Annotated in this window: 26 protein-coding genes and 1 tRNA gene; 17 read left to right on the top strand and 10 right to left on the bottom strand. The window is 62.3% G+C overall.

Going from position 1 to position 26,146, the window contains the following annotated elements; all coding sequences use genetic code 11:
* Nucleotides 1-94: 94 nt before the first annotated feature.
* A complete protein-coding gene (locus tag PAE61_RS01510; RefSeq protein WP_271113680.1) occupies nucleotides 95-874 on the top strand; it encodes a DUF4167 domain-containing protein in 780 nt (259 codons plus the stop codon).
* Between the two features lie 36 nt (nucleotides 875-910).
* On the opposite strand, the gene rsmA is transcribed toward PAE61_RS01510, so the two are convergent.
* Genes rsmA through lptF form a run of 6 tightly spaced genes read right to left on the bottom strand, consistent with a single transcriptional unit; the run spans nucleotide 911 to nucleotide 8,599 of the window.
* Nucleotides 911-1,759, bottom strand: coding sequence for a 16S rRNA (adenine(1518)-N(6)/adenine(1519)-N(6))-dimethyltransferase RsmA (rsmA, locus tag PAE61_RS01515; RefSeq protein ID WP_271113681.1), 849 nt, complete (start codon nucleotides 1,757-1,759; stop codon nucleotides 911-913).
* Nucleotides 1,756-2,724, bottom strand: coding sequence for a 4-hydroxythreonine-4-phosphate dehydrogenase PdxA (pdxA, locus tag PAE61_RS01520; protein WP_271113682.1), 969 nt, complete (start codon nucleotides 2,722-2,724; stop codon nucleotides 1,756-1,758). Before pdxA ends, rsmA begins: the two co-directional genes overlap by 4 nt.
* Nucleotide 2,725: 1 nt before the next feature.
* Complete coding sequence (locus PAE61_RS01525; protein ID WP_271113683.1) at nucleotides 2,726-3,994, bottom strand: peptidylprolyl isomerase; 1,269 nt, start codon at nucleotides 3,992-3,994, stop codon at nucleotides 2,726-2,728.
* A 32-nt stretch (nucleotides 3,995-4,026) separates the two neighbouring features.
* Nucleotides 4,027-6,366: an LPS assembly protein LptD gene (gene lptD / locus PAE61_RS01530; RefSeq protein ID WP_271113684.1), complete on the bottom strand. Its 2,340-nt coding sequence runs from the start codon at nucleotides 6,364-6,366 to the stop codon at nucleotides 4,027-4,029.
* On the bottom strand, nucleotides 6,366-7,466 hold the full coding sequence (gene lptG / locus PAE61_RS01535; protein ID WP_271113685.1) for an LPS export ABC transporter permease LptG: 1,101 nt from the start codon (nucleotides 7,464-7,466) through the stop codon (nucleotides 6,366-6,368). The genes lptD and lptG overlap by 1 nt, the downstream gene beginning before the upstream one ends.
* Nucleotides 7,463-8,599: an LPS export ABC transporter permease LptF gene (gene lptF, locus PAE61_RS01540; protein ID WP_271113686.1), complete on the bottom strand. Its 1,137-nt coding sequence runs from the start codon at nucleotides 8,597-8,599 to the stop codon at nucleotides 7,463-7,465. Before lptF ends, lptG begins: the two co-directional genes overlap by 4 nt.
* 131 nt (nucleotides 8,600-8,730) lie before the next feature.
* Here lptF and PAE61_RS01545 point away from each other — a divergent pair, with 131 nt between their 5' ends.
* The gene (locus PAE61_RS01545; RefSeq protein ID WP_271113687.1) at nucleotides 8,731-10,335 is read left to right on the top strand and encodes a leucyl aminopeptidase; all 1,605 of its coding nucleotides are present in this window, start codon (nucleotides 8,731-8,733) and stop codon (nucleotides 10,333-10,335) included.
* Nucleotides 10,336-10,344: 9 nt separating this feature from the next.
* Complete coding sequence (locus tag PAE61_RS01550) at nucleotides 10,345-10,797, top strand: DNA polymerase III subunit chi (RefSeq protein WP_271113688.1); 453 nt, start codon at nucleotides 10,345-10,347, stop codon at nucleotides 10,795-10,797.
* Here the strand turns inward: PAE61_RS01550 and PAE61_RS01555 are convergent.
* Together PAE61_RS01555 and PAE61_RS01560 are read right to left on the bottom strand one after the other, a co-directional pair.
* On the bottom strand, nucleotides 10,794-11,366 hold the full coding sequence (locus tag PAE61_RS01555) for a retropepsin-like aspartic protease family protein (RefSeq protein WP_271113689.1): 573 nt from the start codon (nucleotides 11,364-11,366) through the stop codon (nucleotides 10,794-10,796). The genes PAE61_RS01550 and PAE61_RS01555 overlap by 4 nt on opposite strands.
* Nucleotides 11,363-11,977, bottom strand: coding sequence for a MarC family protein (locus tag PAE61_RS01560; protein WP_271113690.1), 615 nt, complete (start codon nucleotides 11,975-11,977; stop codon nucleotides 11,363-11,365). The genes PAE61_RS01555 and PAE61_RS01560 overlap by 4 nt, the downstream gene beginning before the upstream one ends.
* Before the next feature lie 154 nt (nucleotides 11,978-12,131).
* Here PAE61_RS01560 and PAE61_RS01565 point away from each other — a divergent pair, with 154 nt between their 5' ends.
* The 14 genes from PAE61_RS01565 to PAE61_RS01630 all read left to right on the top strand — a co-directional run bounded on the left by PAE61_RS01565 (nucleotide 12,132) and on the right by PAE61_RS01630 (nucleotide 22,993).
* Nucleotides 12,132-12,398 carry a twin-arginine translocase TatA/TatE family subunit gene (locus PAE61_RS01565; protein WP_271113691.1) on the top strand — a complete coding sequence of 89 codons (267 nt, stop codon included), beginning with the start codon at nucleotides 12,132-12,134 and terminating at the stop codon, nucleotides 12,396-12,398.
* 46 nt (nucleotides 12,399-12,444) lie between these two features.
* Nucleotides 12,445-12,936 (top strand): Sec-independent protein translocase protein TatB, encoded by a 492-nt coding sequence (gene tatB / locus PAE61_RS01570; protein WP_271113692.1) that lies wholly within the window; start codon nucleotides 12,445-12,447, stop codon nucleotides 12,934-12,936.
* A gap of 1 nt (nucleotide 12,937) precedes the next feature.
* Nucleotides 12,938-13,789: a twin-arginine translocase subunit TatC gene (gene tatC, locus PAE61_RS01575; RefSeq protein WP_271113693.1), complete on the top strand. Its 852-nt coding sequence runs from the start codon at nucleotides 12,938-12,940 to the stop codon at nucleotides 13,787-13,789.
* Complete coding sequence (locus tag PAE61_RS01580) at nucleotides 13,782-14,624, top strand: ATP-binding protein (protein ID WP_271113694.1); 843 nt, start codon at nucleotides 13,782-13,784, stop codon at nucleotides 14,622-14,624. Before tatC ends, PAE61_RS01580 begins: the two co-directional genes overlap by 8 nt.
* A gap of 76 nt (nucleotides 14,625-14,700) precedes the next feature.
* Entirely contained in the window at nucleotides 14,701-15,933 is a 1,233-nt protein-coding gene (locus PAE61_RS01585) for a helix-turn-helix transcriptional regulator (protein WP_271113695.1), read from the top strand.
* Nucleotides 15,934-15,998: 65 nt separating this feature from the next.
* Nucleotides 15,999-16,376 carry a response regulator gene (locus tag PAE61_RS01590; RefSeq protein WP_271113696.1) on the top strand — a complete coding sequence of 126 codons (378 nt, stop codon included), beginning with the start codon at nucleotides 15,999-16,001 and terminating at the stop codon, nucleotides 16,374-16,376.
* Entirely contained in the window at nucleotides 16,373-16,636 is a 264-nt protein-coding gene (locus PAE61_RS01595; RefSeq protein WP_271113697.1) for a hypothetical protein, read from the top strand. Before PAE61_RS01590 ends, PAE61_RS01595 begins: the two co-directional genes overlap by 4 nt.
* Nucleotides 16,626-19,265: an ATP-binding protein gene (locus PAE61_RS01600; RefSeq protein ID WP_271113698.1), complete on the top strand. Its 2,640-nt coding sequence runs from the start codon at nucleotides 16,626-16,628 to the stop codon at nucleotides 19,263-19,265. The genes PAE61_RS01595 and PAE61_RS01600 overlap by 11 nt, the downstream gene beginning before the upstream one ends.
* A gap of 62 nt (nucleotides 19,266-19,327) precedes the next feature.
* Nucleotides 19,328-20,557: a FliM/FliN family flagellar motor C-terminal domain-containing protein gene (locus PAE61_RS01605; protein WP_271113699.1), complete on the top strand. Its 1,230-nt coding sequence runs from the start codon at nucleotides 19,328-19,330 to the stop codon at nucleotides 20,555-20,557.
* Between the two features lie 199 nt (nucleotides 20,558-20,756).
* The gene (gene infA / locus PAE61_RS01610) at nucleotides 20,757-20,975 is read left to right on the top strand and encodes a translation initiation factor IF-1 (protein WP_010397442.1); all 219 of its coding nucleotides are present in this window, start codon (nucleotides 20,757-20,759) and stop codon (nucleotides 20,973-20,975) included.
* 92 nt (nucleotides 20,976-21,067) lie between these two features.
* Nucleotides 21,068-21,655 carry a Maf family protein gene (locus tag PAE61_RS01615; protein WP_271113700.1) on the top strand — a complete coding sequence of 196 codons (588 nt, stop codon included), beginning with the start codon at nucleotides 21,068-21,070 and terminating at the stop codon, nucleotides 21,653-21,655.
* On the top strand, nucleotides 21,652-22,692 hold the full coding sequence (locus PAE61_RS01620; protein WP_271113701.1) for a ribonuclease E/G: 1,041 nt from the start codon (nucleotides 21,652-21,654) through the stop codon (nucleotides 22,690-22,692). The genes PAE61_RS01615 and PAE61_RS01620 overlap by 4 nt, the downstream gene beginning before the upstream one ends.
* Complete coding sequence (locus PAE61_RS01625; protein ID WP_271113702.1) at nucleotides 22,689-22,850, top strand: DNA gyrase inhibitor YacG; 162 nt, start codon at nucleotides 22,689-22,691, stop codon at nucleotides 22,848-22,850. Before PAE61_RS01620 ends, PAE61_RS01625 begins: the two co-directional genes overlap by 4 nt.
* A 67-nt stretch (nucleotides 22,851-22,917) precedes the next feature.
* Nucleotides 22,918-22,993, top strand: a tRNA-Phe gene (locus PAE61_RS01630).
* 244 nt (nucleotides 22,994-23,237) lie between these two features.
* Here the strand turns inward: PAE61_RS01630 and PAE61_RS01635 are convergent.
* Nucleotides 23,238-23,849, bottom strand: a complete 612-nt coding sequence (locus tag PAE61_RS01635; RefSeq protein ID WP_353620368.1) for a methyltransferase family protein — start codon at nucleotides 23,847-23,849, stop codon at nucleotides 23,238-23,240.
* Between the two features lie 5 nt (nucleotides 23,850-23,854).
* Nucleotides 23,855-26,110, bottom strand: coding sequence for a heavy metal translocating P-type ATPase (locus tag PAE61_RS01640; RefSeq protein ID WP_271113704.1), 2,256 nt, complete (start codon nucleotides 26,108-26,110; stop codon nucleotides 23,855-23,857).
* Nucleotides 26,111-26,146: the final 36 nt, after the last annotated feature.

Below are 26,146 nucleotides of genomic sequence, written 5' to 3' on the forward strand. Positions count from 1 at the left end.
GTGTAAGTCAGGGTGCGGGTCCACCGCCGAACGACCGAACGCAGAATGTCGGTGGCATGTGAATAATTCCAGATGGCTGGATAAAGTCAGACAGATGAGATCATCCAAATCCCGTTCGCGCTCGAAGTCGAACCGTCAGCGTTCACTTGGCAATATCGTTAATCGCGTCTTCGATTCCTCCGGCCCTGAGGGCAAGGTTCGGGGCACGCCTCAGCAAATTATTGATAAATACCTGACACTTGCACGAGATGCGCAATTGTCGAATGACCGGGTGGCCGAACAGGCCTTCCTGCAGCATGCGGAACATTACACGCGGCTGCTGAGCGAGGCGCAGCGTGAGCAGGCCGAGCGTCAGCAGCAGAATCAGTATAACCATCAGAATCAGCAGCAAAATCATCAGAGCCAGAATGGTCGCAATGGCGATTCGTATGAGAATGGCAATGGTAATGGCAACGATACTGCGCGGGATCAGTCCCGCGACGATCGCGGCCAACGCAATGGTGATTCTTCGGACGCCACGGAAGAAAAGCGCAATAATTACCGCACTCCGCGTCATGATGCGCCGCGCGAGGAGGCTTCGGGTAACGCTGCTCCGGCTGACGCTTCTTCTGAAGGCGGCGCTTCCGCAGAAGCGGGTGCGTTGCCCGATGCGATTGGCGAGGATGCAGGCCGCGTCGAAACGCCCGAGCAGGCGCAGCCGGCACCTCGTGCCCGCCGCACGACGACACGTGCGCCGCGTGCCGCCAAGACCGACGCGCCGGCAAAGCCCCGCACCCGCAAGGCCAGCACCCGTAAAGCCGCAGAGCCGGAAGCCGCTGCTTCCGATCCATCGGGCGAGGCGGCAGCCCCTGCAACAGAGACGTCCGGCGAATAGCCGGACCCTTGAGGGACAGGGTTAAGGCAGGCCGCTTTAACCCGACCGGGCCTCAAAGATGCGGGCCAATGTGCAGAACCCCTCGATCCCGATTTCCTCGGCGCGTGCCGTCGGTTTGATCCCGGCTTCGGTCAGGATCGCTTCCATTTCGGGATGCAGCCCCCGGAGGGAACTGCGCAGCATCTTGCGCCTCTGATTGAAGGCCGTCGCCACGATGCGCGACAATATCGCGGGATCGGCGGGAAAGCGCGGCTTAGGCAGCGCGGTGATCTGCACCACCGATGAGTGTATTTTCGGCGCGGGGACGAAGGCCTCGGGCGGGATGCTCATCACGATGCGGGCCTCGCTGCGCCACTGGGCAAGGATCGAAAGCCGCCCATAGGCTTTCTGGCCGGGCTGCGCGACGATGCGCTCGGCGACCTCGCGCTGGAACATCAATGTCAGAGACTGCCAGAATGGCGGCCAGTCCGGCGGGGTCAGCCAGCGGATTAGAAGCTCGGTTCCGATATTATAGGGAAGATTTGCGGCAACCCGGATCGGCGGCGTCAGATGGCTGAGCGGATCGATTTCAAGCGCGTCGCCGTGGATGACCTGAAGCCGTCCGGGATAGGCATGTACGATCTGTTCTAGCGCGGGCAGGGCGCGGGCATCTTTTTCGATGGCCAGCACATGACGTGCACCCTCGGCCAGAAGCCCACGGGTCAGCCCGCCCGGACCCGGTCCGATCTCTAGAATATCGCTTCCGGTCAGATCTCCGGCCTGCCGCGCGATCTTGGCGGTCAGGTTCAGGTCCAGAAGGAAATTCTGGCCAAGCTGCTTCTTGGCACGCAAATCATGGGTGCTGATCACCTCTCGCAGCGGTGGAAGCCCGTCAATGCTGCTCATGCCGTGCCCCGTGTTTGCGCCATGTCCCAGGCCATGCGCAAGGCGGCGATGGCGCTGTCCGCATCGGCGATTCCTTTTCCGGCAATGTCGAACGCGGTCCCGTGATCCGGTGAGGTTCGTACGAAGGGCAGGCCAAGCGTGATATTCACGCCGCCCGAGAAATCAAGCGTCTTGATCGGGATAAGTGCCTGATCGTGATATGCGCAGATCGCCGCATCATAACGTATGCGGGCGGTGGCGTGAAACATCGTATCGGCGGGCAGCGGCCCGGTCAGGTTCAGCCCCTCATCTTTCAGGCGCAGGATCAGAGGCGCGATCCAGTCCAGTTCCTCATGCCCCATCGCGCCGCCTTCGCCCGCATGAGGGTTCAGCCCGGCGATGGCGATCCGGGGCCGGGCGATGCCGAAATCCCGGATCATCGCGTCATGCGTGATGCGGATGGCGCGTTCCAGAGCTTCGGGCGTCAGTTGCGCCGGAACCTCGGACAGCGCGATATGAATGGTTGCAGGCACCACGCGGCATGGCGGCTCGACCGTGGTCGAGGCGAGCATCATCGCCACCCCGGCAGCTCCGGCAAGATGGGCAAGAAACTCGGTATGGCCCGGAAAGGCGAAACCGGCCCCGTCTTTCAGTGCCTTCTTGTGAATCGGCATGGTGCAGATACCCGAAGCTGCGCCGCTTTGGGTCAGGGAAACGGCACGCTCAATCACTTCGATCACGCCACGGGCATTTCCGGCATCGGGCTGGCCCGGCGTTGCAGGCTGCGCGAAATCATGGCTCAGCACGGGCAGCGTATCTGCGGGCAGTTGCGACAGATCGCTGATCCCGGTCCAGTCCGTGCCGGGTGGCAGATGCGTTGGGTCGCCGATCCAGACGAAAGGCACATGCGCCGCAAGCAGCTTAGGAGCCAGTTCCGGCCCGATACCCGCCGGCTCTCCGCAGGTGACAAGGATGGGGCGTACCATCTCAGTTGCGCCGGATCACCGCATCTGCCCGCAATTCCGCAAGATAGGCATTTGCCGCCTGCGAGATTTTCCGGTTGTAGATCTGCTGGCGGACGGCTTCGCGTTCCGGCAGGGCGTTGGGGTTCGCGTCGGTCACGGTCTCGCCATCCGTGGTCGAGGCCGTCGCAACCGGGCCGGCATCAAGCCCCGCAAGCAGCGCCGGGGTCCGGTCGCACAGCATCAGCACATCGGCTGCGCCGCCGCGATTGACCACAACGGCTTCGTTTTCATCCAGCGAGGCCAGCCTGATGGCGATATCGGCGGGAACAGAGCCTTGCGAGCCTGTGAATTCCTGCACCTGCTGATCCGGCAGACCATTCGCGAATTCATACAGCGTGCCGCAGGACAGCGCCTGCGCGGCGGCATTCTGTGCTTCGGCGGAGCTGGCGAAGGTGACCTGAAGATAGTTGAGCTGCTGTTCGCGGGCACCGGGACGCAGCTCACCGCGCGTATCGCGCAGATAGAACAGCACAACCGCGCCCGGCACGGTCAGCGGCGGGGTCATCTGGCCGGGCTGAAGCCCCAGAATGATCGGGCGCAGACTCGGCGGCATGTTCTCGACGGCCATCCATTCCAGCCTTCCGCCCCGTCCCGCCGATGGCGTCGCGGAATATTGCCGCGCAGCCGCCGCGAAATCGCCCTCGCTGCCGATCGAGCGGGTCAGCGTTTCGGCGAGGTTCATCACGGCCTCTTCCTGCCCGCCGGGCGCGGGAATGATCATCTCGGACAGCAGAACCTGCGTGATCAGCGGCGTCTCGACGATGCGCTTCATTTCCTGATCTAGCTCGGCGTCGGTGACCGCCACGGTTGGCATGATCCGCTGGCGGACCACCTCGCGCCAGGCGACGCCTGCGCGGATGAAATCGCGATAGGCCTGACGTTCCACCCCGTTGCGTTCGAGAACCTGAATGAATTCGCCGGTGGTCAGCCCGGCACGGCCCGCGAATTCCGCCAGCCCCTGCTCAAGCCCGACATCGCTGACCTCGACCCCGATCTGACGCGCCGCATCCAGCCTCAGCCGGTCCTCTATCAGCGCCCGCTCTGCCGCATCCACGCCCTGTTCAGGCGAGTTCAGAACCTGCGAGAAACGCTGGCGCTGCTGGATTTCATACTGGGTTACGACCGAGTTGTTGACATAGACAACCGGAGAAAAATCCTGCGCCGCTGACGGGGCGCCGAGGGACCCGCCAAGCGCCACTGCAACTGTCGCGGAAAGAAGTAACTGCCGCATGTGTCCATGCCCCCTTTTGATTTTGCGTCAATCTAGCGCAAGCAACTGCGCCGCGCCACCGTGCCCTTGTTTTCTGGCTGGCGGCCGAAGCCTCCCAGCCGGATGGACAGGTCGATATCAGTTTCCGGGTCGGTATTCTCGGTATCTATGAAGTTGCGCGAGGCGGCCAGTTCCACGCTGATACACTCATTCTGGTAGGCCAGACCGAGACCGGCCTCCTGTGCGCGGCTTTCCTCAAGATCATGTCTGCTGAAGGCGGTCGCCCACCAGCCCTGCGCGACCTGCCAGCCGATTTCCCCGGTCAGTTCAGAGAGATCGTCGTTCCGATCCTCGAACTGATCGGCCTTCATCCACAGATAGCCGAGGCTGAGTTCCAGCCCGGGCCGCGCCCAACCAAGGCGAAGCTCATCGCGGTTGATGTCGAAATCGTCGTCGAACAATGCGCGGTTGGACAGCGAGAGACCCGAAATATCCGAATAATGTCCGGCAAGCAGCCAGTCCGACCGCTTGCCGCGCAAGGGCATCGGAGCATCCTCATCGTCAAGCTCCTGATCGCGGAAGACCCGGCCTCCGGCGATTGCCAGGGACCAGCCTGCCGGGTCGAAACGGGTCCATGTCATGCCGAGATTCGCGCGAAGCCCGGTTTCTCTGGCGTCCCAGCCGGGATAGCGCGACAGTGCGAACAGATTGCCCTCGTCGAATTCGATCTGGCGGCTGTCTTCGTTCGGAATTTCGTCTTCCTTGTCGTCATCCCCGGACCAGACAAGCTGCGCGACGGGTTCCAGAACATAGGATGCGTAACCGTCACTGCCGGTCAGCGGATAGCGCAGCGTCGCCGATACCCAGGGCATGGTGCGCACGACATTATTATCATAGCGTTCATCGTCCCGGATCGCATAGAAATCGGTATCCAGACCAGTTGCTGCATTTGCGACCACCCCACCGGGCAGGATCCGGGTCCCCCGCCAGTCCATCGAGACCGAGGCCCGCGCCACGTCGCGACCGATGATATTTTCACCCGAGGGGCGGCGATGGGCATGTGTGGACCATTCAAGCCCCGCATCGCCTCCGCCAAGCCGCCATCTGCGGATCCAGATCGCATCGGCCACCTGTGTGGGCGAGGTCGAATCGTCCTCATCGTCCCGCAGCGACTGGTAATTGCCCACACGAGCCCAGACCAGCTTGTCGGATGTCACCCGTTGCAGGGTCAGCCCGCTCCAGAGCCGGTCGGCATCGGTAATGTCGTAATCGCGCAGATAATCGTCGTCGCTGGCCATCTGGACCTGAATGCCCAATTCATAGCCGCGGGGCAGTTCCCATTGCGCGGCACCGAACAGATAGCCGCGGGTTTCCCCGTCGCGGATATCGTCGCGGGTGATCGCGCCGTTCCATTCGGTCGCGCCGTTCCAGAAGGCCTGACGATAGCGCATCATCAGTGTCGTGGTGCGGGACGCGGAAAGATAAGGCGTGACGGTCAGATCCGCATGAGGCCCAAGCGTTTTGAAATAGGGCTGCATTACCCCGAAACCCAGTTTCGAGGTGGTCCGCCAGCGGGGACGCAGCAGGCCGGACATGCGTTCGACTGTGGGATCGGGGGCGGTGACCGTGCCGGGCCACGAACCGATGGGCAGCCCGAATGCGCGAAGCTGCGGATGCTCGAAGCGCAGCATGTTCAAGTCGTCGTCATGGGTGATCCGCCGGGCGCGGATTTCCCAGAGCGGCGTCGGGTCCTCGGCACAGATCTGGCAGGATGAGGCGACGACATTATCCAGCGTCGTGAACCGCCCGTTTCCGGTCAGGGTGATCTCGGTCGCGGCCATCTGCATTTCCCGCGCCAGCACCAGTCGCGCACCACGCAGCAGCCCGTCGCGCATATCCTGCGAAAGCTGCGCCTGATCGGCGATCAGAATTGCGTCATCCTCGGTGCCTACGTCGCCGGGACGCGTCAGATGGATGGGGCCGGTGATCGTCATTTCGCCGGTCTCGCCATCATAGCGCACCCGGTCGGCGACAAGCCGCGCCCCGTCATACCAGACGACGACGCCACCCGAGGCGGTGAGTGTCCGGTCTTCGGAAACGGAAAAATAATCTGCCAGAACGGTCGCTGCGCTCCCTTCCTCATCGAGGTCGTCGTCAGAGATCGTCACATCGCGCTGCGGCGGCCGGATGCTGCCGGTCAGACGGCTCAGCTCGGTTCCGTCGGCATAGGGCGCGTTCGGGTCGGCATCCTCGGTCGGCGCGAGTGCCGGGCCGTCAGCGGCACCATAGGCCGGATCCGTTTCCCACCACGGCTGCGCCGCCCCGGTCATGTCCTGACCAGAGGCCGGTGCCGCGCAGGCAAGGCACAGAGATGCGAAGAGCAAACGGTTCATCATCCGTCCTCTAATTGCAGAATAGCGCCGACCGCAAATAATATTCCGACAACTGGCGGCGCCCACCCCGCAAGCCAGGGCGGAACGCCTGCGGTGTCGCCCAGAACCTGCGCCATGTTGCGAAGGAAAAACAACGCCATTCCGGCGGCGAAGGCGGCAAGGACAAGCCCGCCTGTTCTGCGCCCCCGCATATGGCGCATGGTGAACACCGAGGCAATCAGGACCATCGCCGCCAGCGTCAGCGGCAGGGCCAGTTCCATTTGCAGCCAGACCTGATGGCGCAGCGCCGAGAAGCCGGCGCGTTTCAGTCCGGCGATATAGCCCGGCAACTCCCAGATCGGGATCGCGTCGGGGCTGCCGAAACCGTCGCGGATGCGATCTGCGGTCAGTTCCGTCGGCAGGCTCAGCGTCTCCATCCGGCGGGCATCGGCTTCGGGATTGGGGTCGGTCAGCGACCATTCCTTGACGCTGCTCAGCTCCCAGTTGTTGCCGATCAGCCTTGCCTGCTGCGCCTCGATCCGGGTGGCGGGACCGGTTCCCGGCGCGTAGATAATGAAGCTTGCATCGTAAAGCGTCGTGGCATCTGGGCTGGTGCGAGCGGCGCGGATCATCATCTGCTCACCCTCATCGCCGATCCCCTGACGCAGCCAGACCGCATCGTCGCCAAGACTGACAGTCTGTGTGCTGCCCGATTCGATCCGGGTCACGGCTGCGGAATATTGCGACTCGGTCGCGGCGACGACCGGGTTCAGAACGGCAACGGCAAGCGCCCCGATAATCCCGGCCATGATCGACGGAGCCGCAACGCAGCGCAGCGCCGAGCGGCCCGAGGCGCGGATGGCCACCATCTCGGATGAGCGCGACAATGCCAGAAACAGCGCAATCCCGGCCAGAAGACCGATCAGCGGCAGGATCTGGTAAAAACTGCCCGCCACCGCCAGGGCTGAAAGCTTGGCCGCCCCGCCAAGGCTGATCCCGTCATCTGAAAAGCGGCGGATCTGTTCCACCATGTCGATCAGCAGCAGAATGGCCAGAAAAACCCCGGCCAGAAGCAGGAAGGAACGAAGATAGCGCGTGGCGATATAGCGTGCGAGGGTCATGCCGATTCCTGTTCGCTTCCCGAATATCGCGGGCGCTTCCGCCGTCCCGATATCCATAACAGAACGGCGCAGATCAGCCCTCCGATTGCGGCGGGCAGATAGACAATGGGCCAGAGCGAGGGCTCATCCCCGGCCCGGTTCGCCGCCCAGTTGGTCAGAAGCTGCACGAAAATCAGCGCGACGATGGCCCAGGCAACCTGCCTCCAGACGCCGAAGCGGGAAAACCCTCCGACCAGCAATGTGGCGAATCCCAGCATTGCAGCGACCGGAGACAGAAGCGGCTTGGCAAGCCGCTCATGCGCCTCAAGCCGCGCCCGCTGCGGCGTCGCGCCGGTTGCGTCCAGCAATTCCTGATCCGGGGTCAAAAGACGCCGGGTCGAATAGTCGCGGAGGTCTCTGCCGCCGGAATCGCTGCCTCCGATCATGCCTCCCAGATCATAGGTCATTTCCTCGAACCGCGTGACGGAAAGCAGCGGGGAGTCGGCACCCGGTCGCAATGCCTGCACCACGCCGTTCATCATCAACAGCATGGGGCCGCTTTCCGCACGAAGGATCAGCGCTGAATCGGCGCTGTATGAGGTGACCGAGGCCGGGTCTCTGGCATCTTCAAGAAACAGACCCCCAAGTTCCCCAAGCGGGCTCATCTCGCGGATAAACAGGGTAAGACCCGGGGCGGGATACTGAAACACACCGGGATTGAGAAGCTGCGCGGTAACGTTCTCGGAGATCTGATCCTGACGCGCGGCAAGCTGTGCCCGCGCCATCGGGACGATTGCGTGCACCAACATGGTGACCATAAGCGCAACGAGAATGCCGAAAGCAAGCACCGGACGGGCCAGCCGCCACGGCGAAAGACCGGCGGCCTGCATGGCGACCAGTTCGGAATCGCCGGATAAGCGGTTCGTGCCATATGCCGTCGCTGCGAAGGCCGCCACGGGCAGCACGACGGAAATGACAAGCGGCAGGGTCAGAAGCGTGAACTCCAGCACGACCAGAGCGGTCTGGCCATCCGCGATCAGGTTCTCAAACAGGGATACGGCCCGGTTGACCCAATAGACGGCCACCAGAACAAGCGCGAAGAAGCCGAAGAAGATCAGCATCAGCTTCAGTATATAGCGGTCGATCCGGTTCATGCGCGATCCCTCAGCCTGCGACCTGATTAGCCGCTGCCGCGCTCCGGGGAAAGCCCGGGGCTGACACGCACTGGCAAAGCGCCCCGCGCCGGGCTAGGCTTCACCGCCAAAAGAAGACAGGAGTTCAGCGCATGACCCATCCGGTCGAGATCCGGTTCACCGAAACAACCACAGACGGCCTGACCGAGCGTGAGGGGCGCGTGGCTCTGATTCTCGGCGATGATGCCCGGTTGCCGCCGAAATTGCCGCGAACGGTGCGGAGCGCATTGGCGCGCGCCGCCGAATCGGCCGAGTTCGGGAAGCTGAAGCCCGGCCAGTCGCTGACGCTTGCCTATCCGGCCGGGTTGCAGGCGGAATCGGTGATGCTGGTGAAGCTGCCGAAAAAGGCCTCGGTCAGTGAGGCGCGGAAGGCTGGCGGTGCGATCGGTGCGGCGCTTGGGAAAGGCGGGATGCTGGTGATGGTGGGGCATCACCCGATGGCCGGTGACATCGCGCTCGGTCTGGCGCTGCGCGGATATGATTTCTCTGTCTACAAGACCCGCAAGGATGATGGCGATGCAGAAGGGGCCTCCGTCATCCCCGCCGAGCCGCCGCAATCGGTGACGGCAAGGGGGCAGGGCGACGCGGTTCTGAACGACGCAGCAGCCGATAGCAATCAGCGTGGCGGTTCCTCTGCTGAAGAAACTCCCGATCCGGCGAAGGCGCATGTCACTTTCATGTGTGCCAAGCCGGAAACCCTGTCCAGGCGGGTCGCAGATCAGGCCGCCGTCGCGGAAGGCGTCTTCTTTACCCGCGATCTGGTGAATGAACCGGCGAATATCCTCACCACTAGCGATTTCGCGGACCGGCTTCAGGCGATGGAGGAAATCGGGCTTGAGGTCGAGGTGCTGGACGAGGAGGAGATGGCGAAGCTGGGTATGCGGGCGCTTCTGGCGGTAGGGCAGGGCTCTGAATCGCCGTCCAAGCTTGTCGTGATGCGATGGAATGGCGGTGCCAGCGACGATGCGCCTGTGGCCCTGGTCGGCAAGGGCGTTGTGTTCGACACGGGCGGGATTTCGATCAAACCCGCTGCCGGTATGGAAGAGATGACGATGGATATGGGCGGCGCGGGTGTCGTTGCCGGTGTCATGCGGACCCTCGCCTTGCGGCGGGCGAAGGCGAATGTCGTCGGTCTGGTCGGTCTGGTCGAGAACATGCCGGATGGTCGCGCACAGCGTCCGGGCGATATCGTGAAATCCATGAAGGGCGACACGATCGAGGTGATCAATACCGATGCAGAAGGCCGTCTGGTTCTGGCCGATGTGCTCTGGTACGCGCAGGAAAAATACCGCCCGCGTGCCATTGTCGATCTGGCGACGCTGACCGGAGCGGTTATCATCGCGCTTGGCCATGAACATGCCGGGATTTTCTCGAATGACGACGATTTCGCCGGTCAGGTGCTGAAAGCCGCTGCCGCCGAAGGCGAGGGCGTGTGGCGTCTGCCGCTTGCACCGGCCTATGACAAGCAACTCGACAGCAGGCTTGCCGATATGAAGAATGTGGGCGGACGTGCCGCAGGCTCGATTACCGCAGCGCAGTTCCTTCAGCGCTTCGTCCGGGAGGGTAACCCCTGGGTGCATATCGACATTGCCGGTGTCGCGCTGCCGCCCGGTGGTGGGGATCTTGCGCCGAAAGGGGCATCCGGCTGGGGTGTGATGACCCTGAACCGGCTGATCCAGGACAATTACGAGGGCTGAGCCGCAGCAATGGGCAATGCGCTGTTCTATCACCTGACCCGCTCGACGCCCGAGCGGCTGCTGCCGCTTTTACTGGGCAAGGCGATGGCTGCGGGATGGCGCGTCGAGCTTCGCGGTCGCGGAGCCGAGCGGCTTGCGCGGCTGGATGAGGCGCTCTGGATGGGCGACGGGTTTCTGCCTCACGGTCTGGCTGGCGGGGCGCATGACGCCCGCCAGCCCGTGCTGCTGCGGGATGCAGAGGCGCCGCCTGCCGCCAACGCGCCTACATGTCTGATGGCGGTTGACGGTGCGGATATTGTCGGGGATGAGGCCATGCAGCTTGAACGGGTCTGCATCATTTTCGACGGCAATGACCCCTCTGCTGTCGAACGCGCACGGGAACAATGGCGCAGCCTGACCGCGCAGAATGTCACCGCAGAATACTGGTCAGAAGCAGGCGGCCGTTGGGAAAGGAAGCGTTAGCGTTCCAGCACCATCGTTTCGCCCTCGAAACTGACGCGGGCAAACCGGCGCAGATAGGCCATACCAAGCAGGGAAACCTCCAGATCGCCCTCGACGACGCTTGCGCGGACCTCTTCATCGACGATGTCGCCGATCCGCACAACGCCGATCGTGACTGGGGCCGTATAGACGATCCCATTCGCGGTCGAGGCCATGTTGATATAGTTCAGCTCATCCGGATCGAGGCCGATCCTTTCCGCATCCCTCCGCCGCAGAGCGATATCGGATGCGCCGGTATCGACCATGAAATCGACCGGCTCTCCGTTCAGGTCGAGTGTAATGCGGAAATGCCCGCCGCTGCCCATTGGCAGTTCGATCCGGTTTCCCTGAACGCTTTGCTGCGGCGCGACATCGCGGCGGATATCGTCCCAGAGGCCGAATCCGGCAACCAGCCCGAGGAAAATCAGCCCCCATGCAAGGATCTGCCGCATGGATTTGCCCGGACTGGTCCGGAGTTCGACGATCATATAGCCGCAGACGGCAACCAGCAGCAGGACCAGATAGGCGACGCGCGGAAGTTCGTCGGTCATGAATACAGCCCCGTTCCACGCAGCCCGTCGATGATGAATTGCACCGAAAGCGCTGCAAGCAGCATACCCAGCAATCTTGTCACAACCATCGTTCCGATCCGTCCGAGAACGCGGGCAAGCGGTCCGGCCAGCATGAACAGCACCATCGCCACCCCGAGCACCGACAGCATGACAAGATGGATCATGATCGTGTGCAGCGCCGTCTGGTTCTCGCCCACAAGCAGAATCATGGTCGCCAAAGCGCCGGGCCCGGCCAGAAGCGGGGTGGCCAGCGGGAAAACCGAGGGGTCGAGATCGCTGTCCGCCGACTGACCCTCGCGGCGCTCGGTCCGGCGTTCGAACAGCATGTCGAGCGCGGTCAGGAATAACAGGATTCCGCCCGCGATCTGGAAGGCGGGCAGGGAAATCCCGATGCCCGACAGGATATTCTCGCCTGCCAGTCCGAACAGCGTCAGCAGGATCGCCGCGATGAAGACCGCACGCAGTCCGATTCTGCGCCGGTGCTCATCGCTCATGCCCTGGGTCAGCGCGATGAACATCGGTGCCAGACCCACAGGGTCGATGACGACGAACAGGGTCACGAAAGCGGTGATGAGCGCGGACATATCCATTGCCTGCTTATGGCGCAGCCGGACCGCTCTGCCAAGCCGGGGCGGTGGCGGATGATATCTGCGTCAACATATGCAACGAGGCTTTGCAAATCGCCCCCGAACACCCTAGATGTGTTGCGTCATCGGGCCATCTTGCCCGAGGAGGGAGCAAGACATGCTGAACAATATCGGCCTTCCCGGCCTTCTGCTGATCGCCGTCGTGGTTCTCGTCCTGTTCGGGCGTGGGAAAGTATCCTCGCTGATGGGTGAGGTCGGCAAGGGGATCAGCTCGTTCAAGAAGGGCGTCAAGGAAGGCAGCGAAGATGTCGATTCTGCCGGGCGTGAGCTGACGGACGACATGAAGCGCGATGAGGCCAAACGCGACGAAAAGCTGCGCGATGTCACGCCGCACAGCGTGCCGGAAGACAAGAACCGCGTCTGAGTTCCGGTAATTGGTTGTTTCGGTAGGATTTGCCTAGGGGCCTCTGATGCTGGATATCGGCTGGAGCGAACTGCTCATCATCGGAGTGGTTGCGCTGATCGTGGTCGGTCCGAAGGACCTGCCGCATATGTTCCGTGCGCTTGGCCGGATGACCGGGAAGGTGCGGTCGATGGCGCGGGAGTTTTCCTCGGCGATGGAGGATGCCGCGCGGGATTCCGGTCTGGATGAGGCCACGAAATCGCTGAACGATATCCGCAACGTGACCTCGAAGCGCTCGCTTGGCGTTGATGCGCTTGATCGCGCCGCCGAACGGTTCGAGAAATGGGACCCGAAAATCCCCTCGGCGCGGGCTGGCGCGAAACCCGACCCTGCCGCGAAGGAACTGACCCCGCAGGAAGGCGTGACGCCTGCGTCCGCTGACGCCCCGCCCGTCCCGCCGCTGGAATCTGCGCCTGACGATTCGGGGCCGCAGCCGGGGGAAACAACCGGGCAGCGCCGCCTGCATGCCATCCGCCGCAGCGAAGCGAAGGATCTCTGAGGTGAGCGCGAATACCGATAAACGTGATGAGATCGATGACAGCTCTGCCCCTCTGATCGAACATCTGGCCGAACTGCGGACAAGACTGATCTGGTCCGTTCTGTCCTTCGTTGTCGCGATGGTGCTCAGCTATACGGTGTGGAACCCGATCTATAATTTTCTGACGCGCCCGATCTGTTCGGCACTTGAACAGCGGGATCAGGAATGCGGGCTTATTCTGCTGAAGCTGCAGGAGGGCTTCCTTGTCGCCATCCAGATCAGCTTTCTGGGCGGCTTCATCCTTGCGTTTCCCATCATCGCCTTCCAGCTTTGGCGCTTCGTCGCGCCGGGGCTGTATCGCAGCGAGAAACAGGCTTTCCTGCCTTTCCTTGTCGCGTCTCCGGCGATGTTTTTTCTCGGCGCGGCATTCGCTTATTACATCATTCTGCCGATGGCCTATGATTTCTTCCTCGGCTTCCAGCAAGGTCCGCTGGCATTGCCTGACGATGTCGAATCCGGTCCCTCGACGGCAATGGCGGGGATCGTGTTTCAGGGCTCGGTCAGTGAGTATCTGTCTCTGACGATCAAATTCGTTCTGGCATTCGGGCTGTCCTTCCAGCTTCCGGTGGCGTTGACGCTGATGGGCAAGGCGGGGCTGGTGTCGGCGGACGGGCTGGCGACGATGCGGAAATATGCGGTGCTGCTGATCCTCGTTCTGGCCGCAATCGTGACGCCGCCCGATGTGATCAGCCAAATCGTTCTGTTTACCGTGGTGTACGGTCTTTACGAAATCTCGATCCAACTCATCCGTCGGATCGAGCGCCGCCGCAATGAGGAATTGCGTGCTCAGGGGCTGCTTGACGAAAATGAATGATCAGACACTGATCCGAATTGCCGAAGCGCTTGAGCGGCTGGCCCCCGCGCCGGCCGCTGCGCCAAGCTTCTCAGAGGCGCATGCCTATGTCTGGCATACCGGCCCTGACCGGCTGGAACCTGTCGCGCAGGTGAACCGCGTCGATCTGGACCGGCTTGTCGGGATCGACCGCGCCCGCGATACATTGCTGGCCAATACGCTTCAATTCGCCCGGGGCCATGCGGCGAATAACGCGCTGCTTTGGGGGGCGCGGGGGATGGGCAAATCCTCTCTGGTCAAGGCGGCTCATGCCGAAGCGGTTGCGCAGGGACTGCCGCTGGTTCTGGTGGAGATCGCGCGTGAGGATCTGGACAGTGTCGGGCGGCTGCTGTCGATGCTGGGGCAGGCCGGGGATAAGCGTTTCCTGCTTTTCGCCGACGATCTGTCCTTCAGCCATGACGATACGCAATATAAATCGCTGAAAGCAGTTCTGGATGGCGGCATTTCCGGTCGGCCCGAGAATGTGATCCTGTATGCGACCTCGAACCGGCGTCATCTGATGCCGCGTGAAATGATCGAGAATGAACGTTCGACCGCGATTCATCCCGGTGAGGCGGTTGAGGAAAAAGTGTCTCTGTCCGACCGGTTCGGTCTGTGGCTTGGCTTTCACAGCTGCGCTCAGGACGAATATCTTGAGATGATCCGCGGATATTGCGAGGCAGCCGGTCTGGAGGTCGATCCCGATACGCTGCGTGCCGAGGCGATCGAATGGCAGGCAACACGCGGGGCGCGTTCCGGCCGGGTCGCATGGCAGTTCTTTACCGATCTTGCCGGGCGGCACGGGCTTTCCGTGTAAAATATCCAGAATTCTGTAAATCGCGAGTTGTGGCAGGGGCTTGCTTGTCTGTGTCGCTTGGCGTCATCATGTAAAAATGAGCCAGTCACCTGCCGCACAAAGGGTCTCTGCGGGGACCCGTATCCGCGAAAGACGGTTATCGCTTGGTCGGGCGCAATCCGATGTTGCCCGGGATGCCGGGATTTCTCCGGCCTATCTGAACCTGATCGAACATGACCGGCGGAACCTGACCGCAAAGGTCCGGGCGCGGCTGGCGGATGCGCTGGAAACCTCCGAGGCCGAACTGGAAGCGGGGCGTGAACAGGCACTGCTTGCCGGGCTGAGGATCGCGGCGGCTGGCGAAACCGGCAGTCATTCCGGCGCAGAACTGGACCGGATCGCGGAATTCGCCGCCCGCATGCCGGGATGGGCGGGGCTGGTCGTGGCGCTCTCGCAGCGCAGTGAGGCGCAGGCGCGGCGTCTGGCGGATCTGTCCGACCGGATGACGCAGAACCCCTATCTGCTGGATACGCTGCATGAGGTTTTGTCGGCCATCACCTCGCTGCGTTCAACCGCGTCCATCCTTGTGCAAGAGCCTGATATGGCACCGGATTGGCGCATCCGGTTCCACGGCAATCTGGATCAGGACAGTCGCCGCCTTTCTGTGACCGCGCAGGCTCTGGTCGCTTATCTGGACAGTTTCGAACAGGATGCCGGGCTGCTGACACCACAAGAGGAGTTCGAGGCATGGATCGCCGATGGCAGGCCCGCTGAGGGTCCCGCCTCGGATGCGGCGCGGGATCTGGCGCAGGCATGGCAGCGCAACGAAGCCGAGGATTGCGCTTTGCTTCCCGACACGGCGCTTCAGGCTGCGGCGGGGGCCGACCCGCTGCATCTGGCCGCAGAGCTTCGGCTGCCGCTGGATCTTGTGCTGCGGCGTTTGGCAACGATCGAACCGCAATCGGGGATCATGATCTGTGACGGCGCGGGTGGGGTCGTCTTTCGCAGGCCGCCGCATGGTCTTGGGGAAACACGGCCGGGCGATTCCTGTGCGATGCTGCCTCTGTTCGAGGCGCTTGGTCAGCCGGGGACGCCGGTCCTGCGTGTGGTCGAAACGGAATCGGCAAAGCGTTTCCGGGCGGTTGCGATCTCGGTCAGATCTCCCGCAGCCGAGGCCAGCCGACCGGTTCTTGGCCGCGCGGTCATGTTACTGCGACCCTCAGAGGATGACGGCACCGAGGCCGTGCCGATCGGTCCGACCTGCCGCGTCTGTCCCCGGCCTGCCTGTCCGGCACGGCGTGTGCCCTCGATCCTGCAATCCTTGCGGTAGCTTGCCGGAGAGCGACTTTGACAAGCCGTCGAAGCTGTGTCTAATCCGAGACAAAGGGAGGCGGCATGAGGTCCGGAACCGACATCCTGCTGATCGAGGACGAAGCGAATATTGTCGAAGCCGTGCGGTTCATTCTGTCGCGCGATGGCTGGCGGCTTGAGCATTGGCATGAGGGAAGCGAGGCGCTTTCCCGCGTTCAGACGCTGCGGCCCCGTTTGCTGATCCTCGATGTGATGCTGCCCGGACGCTCGGGGATCGAAGTTCTTGAGGCCTTGCGTCAGCATGAGGATCTTGCGGATATGCCGGTTCTGATGCTGACGGCGCGTGGGACTGGCGGGCGAGGTGCGGCGATCTCGGATGCCGCGAACCGGGTCCTTGCAAAGCCTTTCGACAATGACGAACTGCGCCGCGTCGTGGCCGAGATGCTTGAGGGCGCGGCATGAGCCTTCCGACCGACCGCCCCATTTTCCTTGAGCGGGCAGCCTATCGCAGGCGCAGGCTGAAAGACGCCGCGAAACTGCTGCCGGTTGTGACGCTTTTGCTGCTTCTGGTGCCGGTCTGGCTTGCGCCCGGGGAAATCTCGGGTGCGGCGGGGATCATCTGGACATTTGCCGTGTGGCTGACCGTAATCATCGCGTCCGCGGCTTTGTCTTATGGCCTGTCGCGCAAAACTCCGGACGAGGCCTCGCCGGATGAGCTTTGATACGCTCGTTTTCGCGGCGCTGATCTATGTGGGGTTTCTGTTCACCGTCGCATGGGCGGCTGACCGGGCGGCCTCGCGCGGGCGGACAGGATGGACCGACCGTCCCATCGTTTACACGCTGTCCCTGTCGGTCTATTGCACCGCCTGGACGTTTTACGGTGCCGTCGGATATGCAGACCGCTCGGGGCTGGAATTCGCAACGATTTATCTTGGTCCGACAGTCGTTCTTGCCGGAAGCTGGTGGGGGCTGCGGCGTCTGGTGCGCGTGGCCCGGATGCATCGCGTCACCTCGGTTGCGGACCTGATCTCGGCGCGGTTCGGGAAATCCAACCCGCTGGCGGCGCTGATTACCCTGATTTCGCTGATCGCCGCGACGCCCTATCTGGCGCTTCAACTGCAATCCATCGCCCTGTCATTTGCCGCGTTCGGTCCCGGAGACACGCTGCCCGGCCCGCTGAATCTGTGGGTTGCCGCCGGTCTTGCCGGATTCGCTATTCTGTTCGGCACCCGGAACCTTGCCGCAGATGAGCGTCACTACGGTGTCGTGATGGCGATTGCGCTTGAGGCAATCGTCAAGCTGATCGCCTTCGTCGTGCTTGGAGTCTGGGTGATCTGGGGGCTTGCGGACGGGCCGCAGGATGTCATCGCGCGTATCGCGCAGCGGGCAGCGGGGCCGGATGCGGCGGGGTGGGTGCTGAAACCCGACCGCTGGACGGCGCTGATCGCCGTTTCAGCCGCTGCCGTTCTGACCCTGCCGCGCATGTTTCAGGTGCTGGTGATCGAGCCCGCCGATGAAACGCCGCTGAACTCGGCGGCATGGGCTTTTCCGGCATATCTCATGGCGATGTCGCTTTTCGTGTTGCCGATTGCGGTGATCGGGTGGGAAATGCTTCCACCGGAGGTTTCCCCGGATCTCTATGTGCTGCACCTGCCGCTGTCGCAGGGCAATGAGATGCTTGCATTGCTGGTTTTCCTTGGCGGGCTCAGCTCGGCCACCTCGATGGTTATCATCAGCGCGATTGCCCTAGCGACAATGATCTCGAATCACTGGTTTGCGCCTGCGCTGCTGTCTCTCAGGCGGGCGGAACATGGCGATGCCGTGGCGGCGGATCTTCGGGGGCCGTTGCTGGCCTCGCGCCGTCTGGCGATCCTGACCGTGATTGCATTGGGTGCGGTGTATCAGAGTTTCGGCGGCGCTCAGGCGCTTGCCGCGATGGGTACGGTCGCATTTGTCGGCGTCGCCCAGCTTCTTCCGGCGATGCTCGGAGGGCTGTTGTGGCGGGGTGCAACGCGGATGGGTGCCTATGCGGGGATCATCGCCGGGGTCGGGATCTGGCTGTTGCTGGTTTTCCTGCCCTCTCTGGGCCTGCTCCCGATGTGGCCGCTTGGGCCGGTGGATGCGCTTTCTGCGGCGGTGTTTATCTCGCTTGGCGCGAATATTTTCCTGTTCGTCGGCGTCTCGCTGATAACGCTGCCCGACCCGCAGGAAAGGCTTCAGGGTCTGTCCTTCGTCCATGCGGTGACACCCGATCTTGCGACCGCAACCGGGTCGCCACGGCAAAGTGGCGGCGCCAGATCCGAGGCGCTGCTGGCCCTGTCCCGGCGTGTCTGGGGCGGGGATGAGGCGTTGCGTTTCTTCCGTGCCGAGGCAGACCGTCAGGGGAAATCGGGCTTTCTGCCGGATGTGAATGCAGGTTTCCTGTCGCGACTGGAACGGCGACTGGCCGGGGCGGTCGGCTCGGCGACGGCGCATGCGATGCTGGCGCAGTTTGCCGGGCAAAGACCCACGACAATGGCCGAACTGATGGCCGTCGCCGGAGAGGCGCAGCGTGCCAAAGAGCGGGCGCGGCAGTTGAAGGACGATTCCGACGAACTCGCCCGCATTGCCCGCCGCCTGCAAGAGGCGAATGACCGGCTGACCGCCGTTTCCGCCCAGAAAGACGCATTTCTCGGCCAGATCAGCCATGAGTTGCGGACCCCCATGACCTCGATCCGGGCCTTTTCGGAACTGATGAAACTTGGCGATATCCCGGCTGCCGAGCGTGAGCGCTTTGCGGGGATCATCCATGACGAGGCCTCAAGGCTGACTCGGCTTCTGGATGATCTTCTGGATCTCTCCGTTCTCGAAAGCGGCAGGGCCAGGCTGTCGGCGGAAGTCGTCAACCTGCATGACCTGATTTCACGCGCGATCGAGGCGAGTTCCTCGGCAGGCGGCGGTGCGGCTCTGACGATCGACCGGGATCTTCCGGCAGAGCATCTGATGGTGATCACGGATAAGGACCGGCTTTTACAGGTTTTGATCAATATTTTCGGTAACGCGCGGAAATATTGCGATGCGGAACGCCCAATCATGACGATTCGCACGCGGCGCACCGGCAACGGAACAGAGATCGACATCATGGATAACGGATCGGGGATCGCCTCGGAGCAGCAGGATATGATCTTTGAGAAATTCTCGCGCCTGGAAGAGACGCATCGCGCCGGGGGGGCCGGTCTGGGGCTGGCGATTTCGCGTGAGGTGATGGAGGCGCTTGGCGGCAGCATTACCTATCTTCCCGGGCATGGCGGCGCGGCCTTCCGGCTGGAGCTTCTGGCCCGTCCTCCCGGGTTCGGGCGCGGGGCGGAGTAAACGGAATATCAACCTCGCGGATGTCAGTGTCCTCAGGGGCAGCAGTTTGATTCGGACGGAACATGACGCAGGCGGCAGGTGAAAAGGAATCGCTCGGCGGTAATGGTCCGGCCGGTTCTGCAGGTGCGGGAAAGACGGTTTCTGTGCTGGTGCCTTACCTGCAAAAGCGGCGTAAAACTCGGGCAGATCCGAACCGGGCCGAGGTGCCGCGCCTGACTCCTGAACGGGCGGTTGCCACGGCGATCGGCCGCGCTGCCCAGAAAAACTGCGGGCTGCCGGTTTATCCCAAACAATCCGCTATTGCCCCTGCCACGCTGGCGGAACTGGTTGAGCTTCTTCCAGACCGCGCCCTGACAATCGTGGTTGAGGATGTGACGGGCGGTCTGGGTGTGATCGCTCTCTGTCCCTCGATGTTGTCAGCGGTGATCGAGATGCAGGCGCTCGGGCGGGTCTCGTCGCGGATGCCGCCGGAACGACGCCCGACCCGGACGGATGCCGCGATTTGCGCTGATTTCGTTAATCTGGCGCTGTCGGAACTGTTCGCCGAACTGACAGCGGCGCAGCCGGGGGCGGCTGCTTCGGCCTATCGTTTCGCCAGTTTCGTGGATGATCCCAAACCGCTGGAACTGATGCTGGAGGATATCGCCTATCGCCGCTTTCAGCTTGATCTGAAAATCGGTGAGGGAGGGCTGCGGGACGCCACGTTTCTGGCATTCCTTCCCGATAATATGTCTGCGCATCTCGGGGTCGCCGGTGATCCGCCGGAATGTACGCAGATCCCATCCATTCCGGCGTCGCGCAGCCTTTCCGCCGCAGTGCAGGCCGCGCCACTGACACTTTCCGCAATTCTGTGCAGGCGGCGCATGACCCTGCGTGAGTTGCGGTCTCTGGAACCGGGGACAGTGCTTTCTCTGCCGCATGGCGCGATCTTCGATGCGCGGCTTGAAACCCGCGAAGGGCAGGTCGTTGCGCGGGGTAAGCTTGGTGCGCTTCATGGCAGCCGGGCCATTCGAATCCTTGCCTCCGGCAACAGTGATGTTTCCGGCAGCGAGGCTGTGGCATCTGCTGAAAGCGTCGTTTCCGGGGCTGGTTCTTTGGCTGAAGCTGAAAGCAGCGATGATACCGGAAATGTTTTTGCATCAGTGCCTTCCGATGCCGCCGATATGGATAAAACGATGGATCAGCCTGGGATCGGAGATCTGGCGTTGCCCGACCCTTTCCGCCCGGATGGGGTGGCCGAAGAGGGTGAGATGGGCGATTTGTCCCTGCCGCTCAATTTCGCCGTGGAATAGGCGGCTTCTTGGAAAACGGTTCGTCCCCGCCGTGCGATTCGCTGCATCGCCGCGCGTGTTATGGTGATTCGGCATCGCTTTTGTGACGAAACAGCGTACAAACTGCCGCGAAGCCTCTTTTCCCCTTGAAAAAAAGGCGTCATGGACGCATTTAACCTTTCGCCCGCCATCCCGGCGGGAACCCCTTTAAGGAGTGATCATGGCCAAGGAAGAAATGCTCGAATTCCCAGGCGTCGTGAAGGAACTCCTGCCTAACGCGACGTTCCGGGTCGAGCTTGAAAACGGCCATGAAATTATCGCGCATATGGCAGGCAAGATGCGGAAGAACCGCATCCGCGTTCTGGCCGGCGACAAGGTTCAGGTAGAGATGAACACATACGACCTGACCAAGGGACGTATCAACTATCGCTTCAAGTAATCCGATCCGCCATGCGGTGCGCCGCGTCTGGCTGTTGACACAGCGCTCCCGGGCAGCGTCGGGTTGGGGCAATCTGCAATGACGGCTCGATCATGACGAAATGCCCACAGCTTATTCTGGCTTCAGCCAGTCCCCGGCGACTGGAACTGCTTGCCCAGATCGGCATCGCCCCGGACGCCGTGCGCCCCGCCGATATCGACGAGACGCCGCATAAAGGTGAGCGCCCGCAGGATTATGTCCGCAGGATGGCGCATGAGAAAGCTGCGGCGATCTCTGCCGCACCGGATGAAATTGTGCTGGCCGCCGATACGGTTGTGACCGCAGGCCGCCGGATCCTCGGGAAACCTGCCGATCGCGCCGAAGCCAGGGCGTTTCTGACGCTGCTTTCCGGTCGTCGCCATCGGGTCATGACTGCGATTGAACTGCGCCGCGAAGATCGCCATTGGTCGCGCTGCGTCCCGACGATTGTCAAAATGCGTCCTCTGGATACAGCGGAAATCGAGGATTATCTCGAAAGTGAGGAATGGCAGGGCAAAGCAGGCGGATACGCGATTCAGGGACGTGCCGGTGCTTTCGTCACCTGGATCAGCGGCTCATTCACGGCGGTGGTCGGGCTGCCTCTGGCCGAGACCGCAACGCTGCTGAACGCTGCCCGCACCGCACAGAAAGGAACGCAATGAAGGGTCGTCAGATCATTCTCGGACGCTTGCAGGGCCGTGACGCGGCGGTGCTTTTAGTGGATGGGCAGCTGGAAGACCTCGCCATCGATCCGTCGGATCTGGTTTCTTTCAGCCCCGGCGCGATCCTGCGTGGCCGTGTGAACCGGCTGATGAAAGGGCAGGGCGGTGTCTTCGTCACCTTGCCGGATGGGGTTAACGGCTATCTGCGCGACCGTTCCGGTCTGCGAGAGGGGCAATCAGCTCTGGTTCAGGTTGGCGGCGTTGCCGAACAGGGAAAGGCCGTCCCGCTGACAGCCCGGCTGCTGATCCGGGGGCGCTACGGTATCGTGACGCCGGGTGCTCCGGGCGTTAATCCCTCTCGTGCCATCCGTGACGCTGACAGGCGTGACCGGCTTCAGCAGCTTGGTGAGGAAGCGCTTGCCGGGCGCGAATTCGGCCTGATCATGCGCAGCGTCTCTGGCACTGCCGATGACGGCGATATTCTGGCCGAGCTTTCAGAGTTGATAGGGGTTGCGGATGCGATCCATTCGGATGTCGAGGGCCCTCCCGAGTTGCTTCTCGATGCGCCGTCGTCTGCCGATACGGCCTGGCGCGATTGGATCGCAACCGATGGCGACACGGTCGAGGAACATGACGCGCTTCCCGATCAGGTTGTGGATGCAGTCGCGGAACTTGCCGCGCCGCGCATAGCCCTGCCCGGCGGCGCGTCTGCTTTCATAGAGCCAACGCGGGCCATTGTCGCAATCGACGTGAATACCGGTGCCGACACCTCGCCCGCGGCGGCTCTCAAGGCCAATATCGCTTTGGCGAGGCAGCTTCCCCGGCAGTTGCGGCTTCGCGGGTTGGGCGGTCAGGTGGTCATTGATTTTGCGCCGATCTCGAAACGTGAAAGGGGCACGCTGGAGCAGGAGATGAAAAAATCCTTCCGCGCGGATGGTCCGGACAGCGCATTGTCGGGATGGACAGCGATGGGGCTGTATGAGCTCAGTCGGAAGCGCGACCGGATCCCGCTGTCTTTGCTGATGGAGGCCGAATGATGTCTCGCTGCCCGATCTGCAAAAAACCAAGTGCCGAGGCGTACCGTCTCTTCTGTTCCAAACGCTGCGCAGATGTCGATCTGGCGCATTGGCTGCGCGGCGATTACGTGATCCCCGGCGACAGCGCCACGTCCTCTGAGGCGGGCGAAGAAGAATAGCGTTTTCGCTCTGGACACTGCGAACTGGCTTGCGTAAACAGCCTCACACCTCAGCACAGGCTGACGTGCCCGGATAGCTCAGTTGGTAGAGCAGCGGATTGAAAATCCGCGTGTCGGTGGTTCGAATCCGCCTCCGGGCACCATTTGCAAAGATCTGTCAGTTTCAATCTTGTCGCACGCCTGCTTTTTGGCAGTTTCTTTGCAGCTCATTTTGAATGAGCGCAGCAATGTTCAGACGAAGCTGCCGACGCTTTCGCAAAGTGTCGTTTTCCCCAATCTTGGATTAGAACAATATGTTCCGGGCTTGCGGGATGTTTTTATTCAGATCGCAAACGGGCATACGGCAGAGCTATGTCGTGCGGTGATCGTTATCATGAGGTGGACCGCTTAAGTTCGCCACCTTATCCAGCGAGGCACCAAGCGTTGATAAGCGATATATTCCGCGCCGATTGACGCCGACAGGGCCGCTTCCTCCTGCCTGATCTGATGGCGGGCAGACAGGTAGAACACCACTGCGCCAAGTATTGTCGGGCTTGCGGGTGCCGCAATAGTCACGCCTGAAAGAAGGATAAGCTGGCCAAGAAATGTCGGGTTTCGGCTGATGCGAAACAGGCCGCTCTGCACGAAAGGGCCAGTCTCTTCGGTCGCTACGCCCACCCGCCATGAGACACCCATCGACATCTGCGCTGCGAAAGCCAGCATAGCCCCGCCTGCGGCTAGGGCTATCCCGACAAAACCAGATACTGGTCGAGAGGTTGGGCTCCATATCGGATCGAATTCGCCAATAGAAGGAAGAATTGACCAGACCAAGGGACCTGCGAAACTCAGTGTGAAAGCTGCGCGAAATCCTGTCGCAGCAAGTCTGTCCCGACCGCTCGTCTGACCGAACAGCCAAATCGGTCGTCCCGCTGCTCGGGCCGCCTCGGAGCCGCCCCATAAGAAGAGCACCAGATATGCGCAAAGAACCGCAGCCGCTGCCAGCCCGAATGCGCTCGGCACTCGCTCTATCCTGTCTTTTCCGGGTTGAAACCCAGAAGACGCAGCGCATTCAGTGTGACCAGAACCGTTGCGCCTGTATCGGCGAGGATCGCGAGCCAGAGACCTGTGATGCCGAGGATGGAAGTGACAAGGAAGATTGCCTTGAGGCCAAGCGCAAGTGTGACGTTCTGACGGATATTGACCATCGTGGCACGTGCCAGCCGGATCTGAGCGGGGATGTCGGTCACGCGATCGCGCAGAATGGCGGCATCCGCCGTTTCAAGCGCGACATCGGTGCCAGAGCCCATCGCAACCCCGACGCTCGCCTGTTTGAGCGCCGGAGCGTCGTTGATCCCGTCGCCAACCATCATCACGCCGCCCGATGCAGCCATTTCGCGGATGGCGACAAGCTTGTCTTTGGGAAGCATTTCGGCGCGGAACCCGGTTCCAAGGCCTTCCGCAATGGCGGCTGCCGTGCGAGGATTGTCTCCTGTCAGGATGATCGGCGAAAGTTCCAGATCGCGCAACTGACGGACAGCCTCGACAGCGTCGCTGCGCAGTTCATCGCGCATCGCGATAAGCCCGAATGCGGTCTTCTGATCGAATAATACCGCAATGGTCTTGCCTTCGTTTTCAAGCGCGGTTGCGCGGTCGGCAAGGTCGCCGGACAGCACCCCCTGTTCCGAAGCATAACGCGGGCTGGCGACTGTCAGAGACCGTCCGTCGACTGTCGCGGCGACGCCCTTTCCCGTTATCGCCCTCGCATCCGACGCCGCCGGAAGCTCCACTCCTTCGGCACGGCGCAGGATTGCCTGAGCAAGCGGGTGGCTCGATCCTGTTTCGACTGCGGCGGCAAGGCGGATGACTTCATCCTCGGACATATCAGGAGCTGCCACCACATCCGTCACTTGCGGGCGTCCGTGGGTGAGTGTTCCGGTCTTGTCGAACGCGATCTGACGGACATTTGCGGCGGCCTCGATCACCGCTCCGCCTTTCATCAGGAGGCCTCGTTTCGCGCCGGATGACAGGGCTGATGCGATCGAGGCGGGGACCGAAATGACAAGTGCGCAAGGGCAGCCGATCAGCAGTAGCGTCAGGCCGCGATAGATCCAGTTCTGCCAGTCCGCCCCGAAAAACAGCGGCGGGATCAGAATCACCGCAGCCGCAAGAGCGACGATCAGCGGCATGTACCAGCGGCTGAAGCGGTCGATGAAACGCTCGGTCGGGGCGCGGGCTTCCTCGGCATCCTCTACCAGCCGGATGATCCGGGCGATGGTATTGTCCTGCGCTTCGGTGGTCACCCTGATCCGCAACGCCGCCTCGGTATTGATCGCACCGGCAAAGACCGCATCGCCGGGGCCGCGCGTATTGGGCACGCTTTCGCCGGTGACCGGGCTTTCGTCGATGCCGCTGGTTCCCTCGATGATCTCGCCATCCGCAGGGATGCGGTCGCCGGGCCGGACCAGAACGGTCTGGCCGAGCGTCAGGCTTTCGGCGGGAACTTCGCGGGTCCGGCCATCTATCTCAAGCAAAGCGGTTTTCGGGACAAGATCGGCCAGAGCGCGGATGCCGTCGCGGGCCTTGTTCGCGGCGACGCCCTCCAGCACCTCGCCGACAGCGAAGAGGAACACCACCAATGCCGCTTCTTCTGCTGCGCCGATGAACAGCGCTCCGACCGCGGCGATGGTCATCAGGCTTTCAATCGTGAAAGGCTCGCCCAAGCGAAGCGCTGTGTAGGCACGTTTTGCAATCGGGGCGACGCCGATCACGCAGGCTGCGACGAATGCCCAATAGCCCGCCGGGCCGGCGATCAGCCAGCTTACACACCATGCCGCGGCCAGCAGAAGTCCGGTGCCGATGACGAGACGACCCTTTGCGGTTTCATACCAGCGTTTGCCGCGATCTGCCGGGTCGTCATGCAGATGGCCGGATGTCTGCGTGTCATCTGCGTGGTCGGAGGTCTCTGAGCCATGATCGTGGCCTGAGCAGTCAGAATGGTCATGCGCTTCGGCCCCCGGTGAGGGAACTGGCTTTGAGGAAGGGGCGGTCGCCCCCTTTTCAGCGATGCCGTAACCGAGTTTGCGCACGGTGTCTTCGACCTCCGAGCGCTGCGTCTGCGAGGTGTCCAGTTGCAATTTCAGCTTTTCGCTCATCACGGTGACGCTGACCTCGGTAACGCCCGGAAGGCGACCAACCGCATTGCGAATCTTTCCCGCGCAGCTTGCGCAATCCATTCCGCTGATCGACCATTCGCAGGCGGCGTTCCGATCGGTGATGCTCATCCTTACAACTCTCTTTCCCGGCACAGGCTTTTTTCG

This window comes from Paracoccus aerodenitrificans, assembly GCF_027913215.1.
Taxonomy (GTDB): Bacteria; Pseudomonadota; Alphaproteobacteria; order Rhodobacterales; family Rhodobacteraceae; genus Paracoccus; species Paracoccus aerodenitrificans.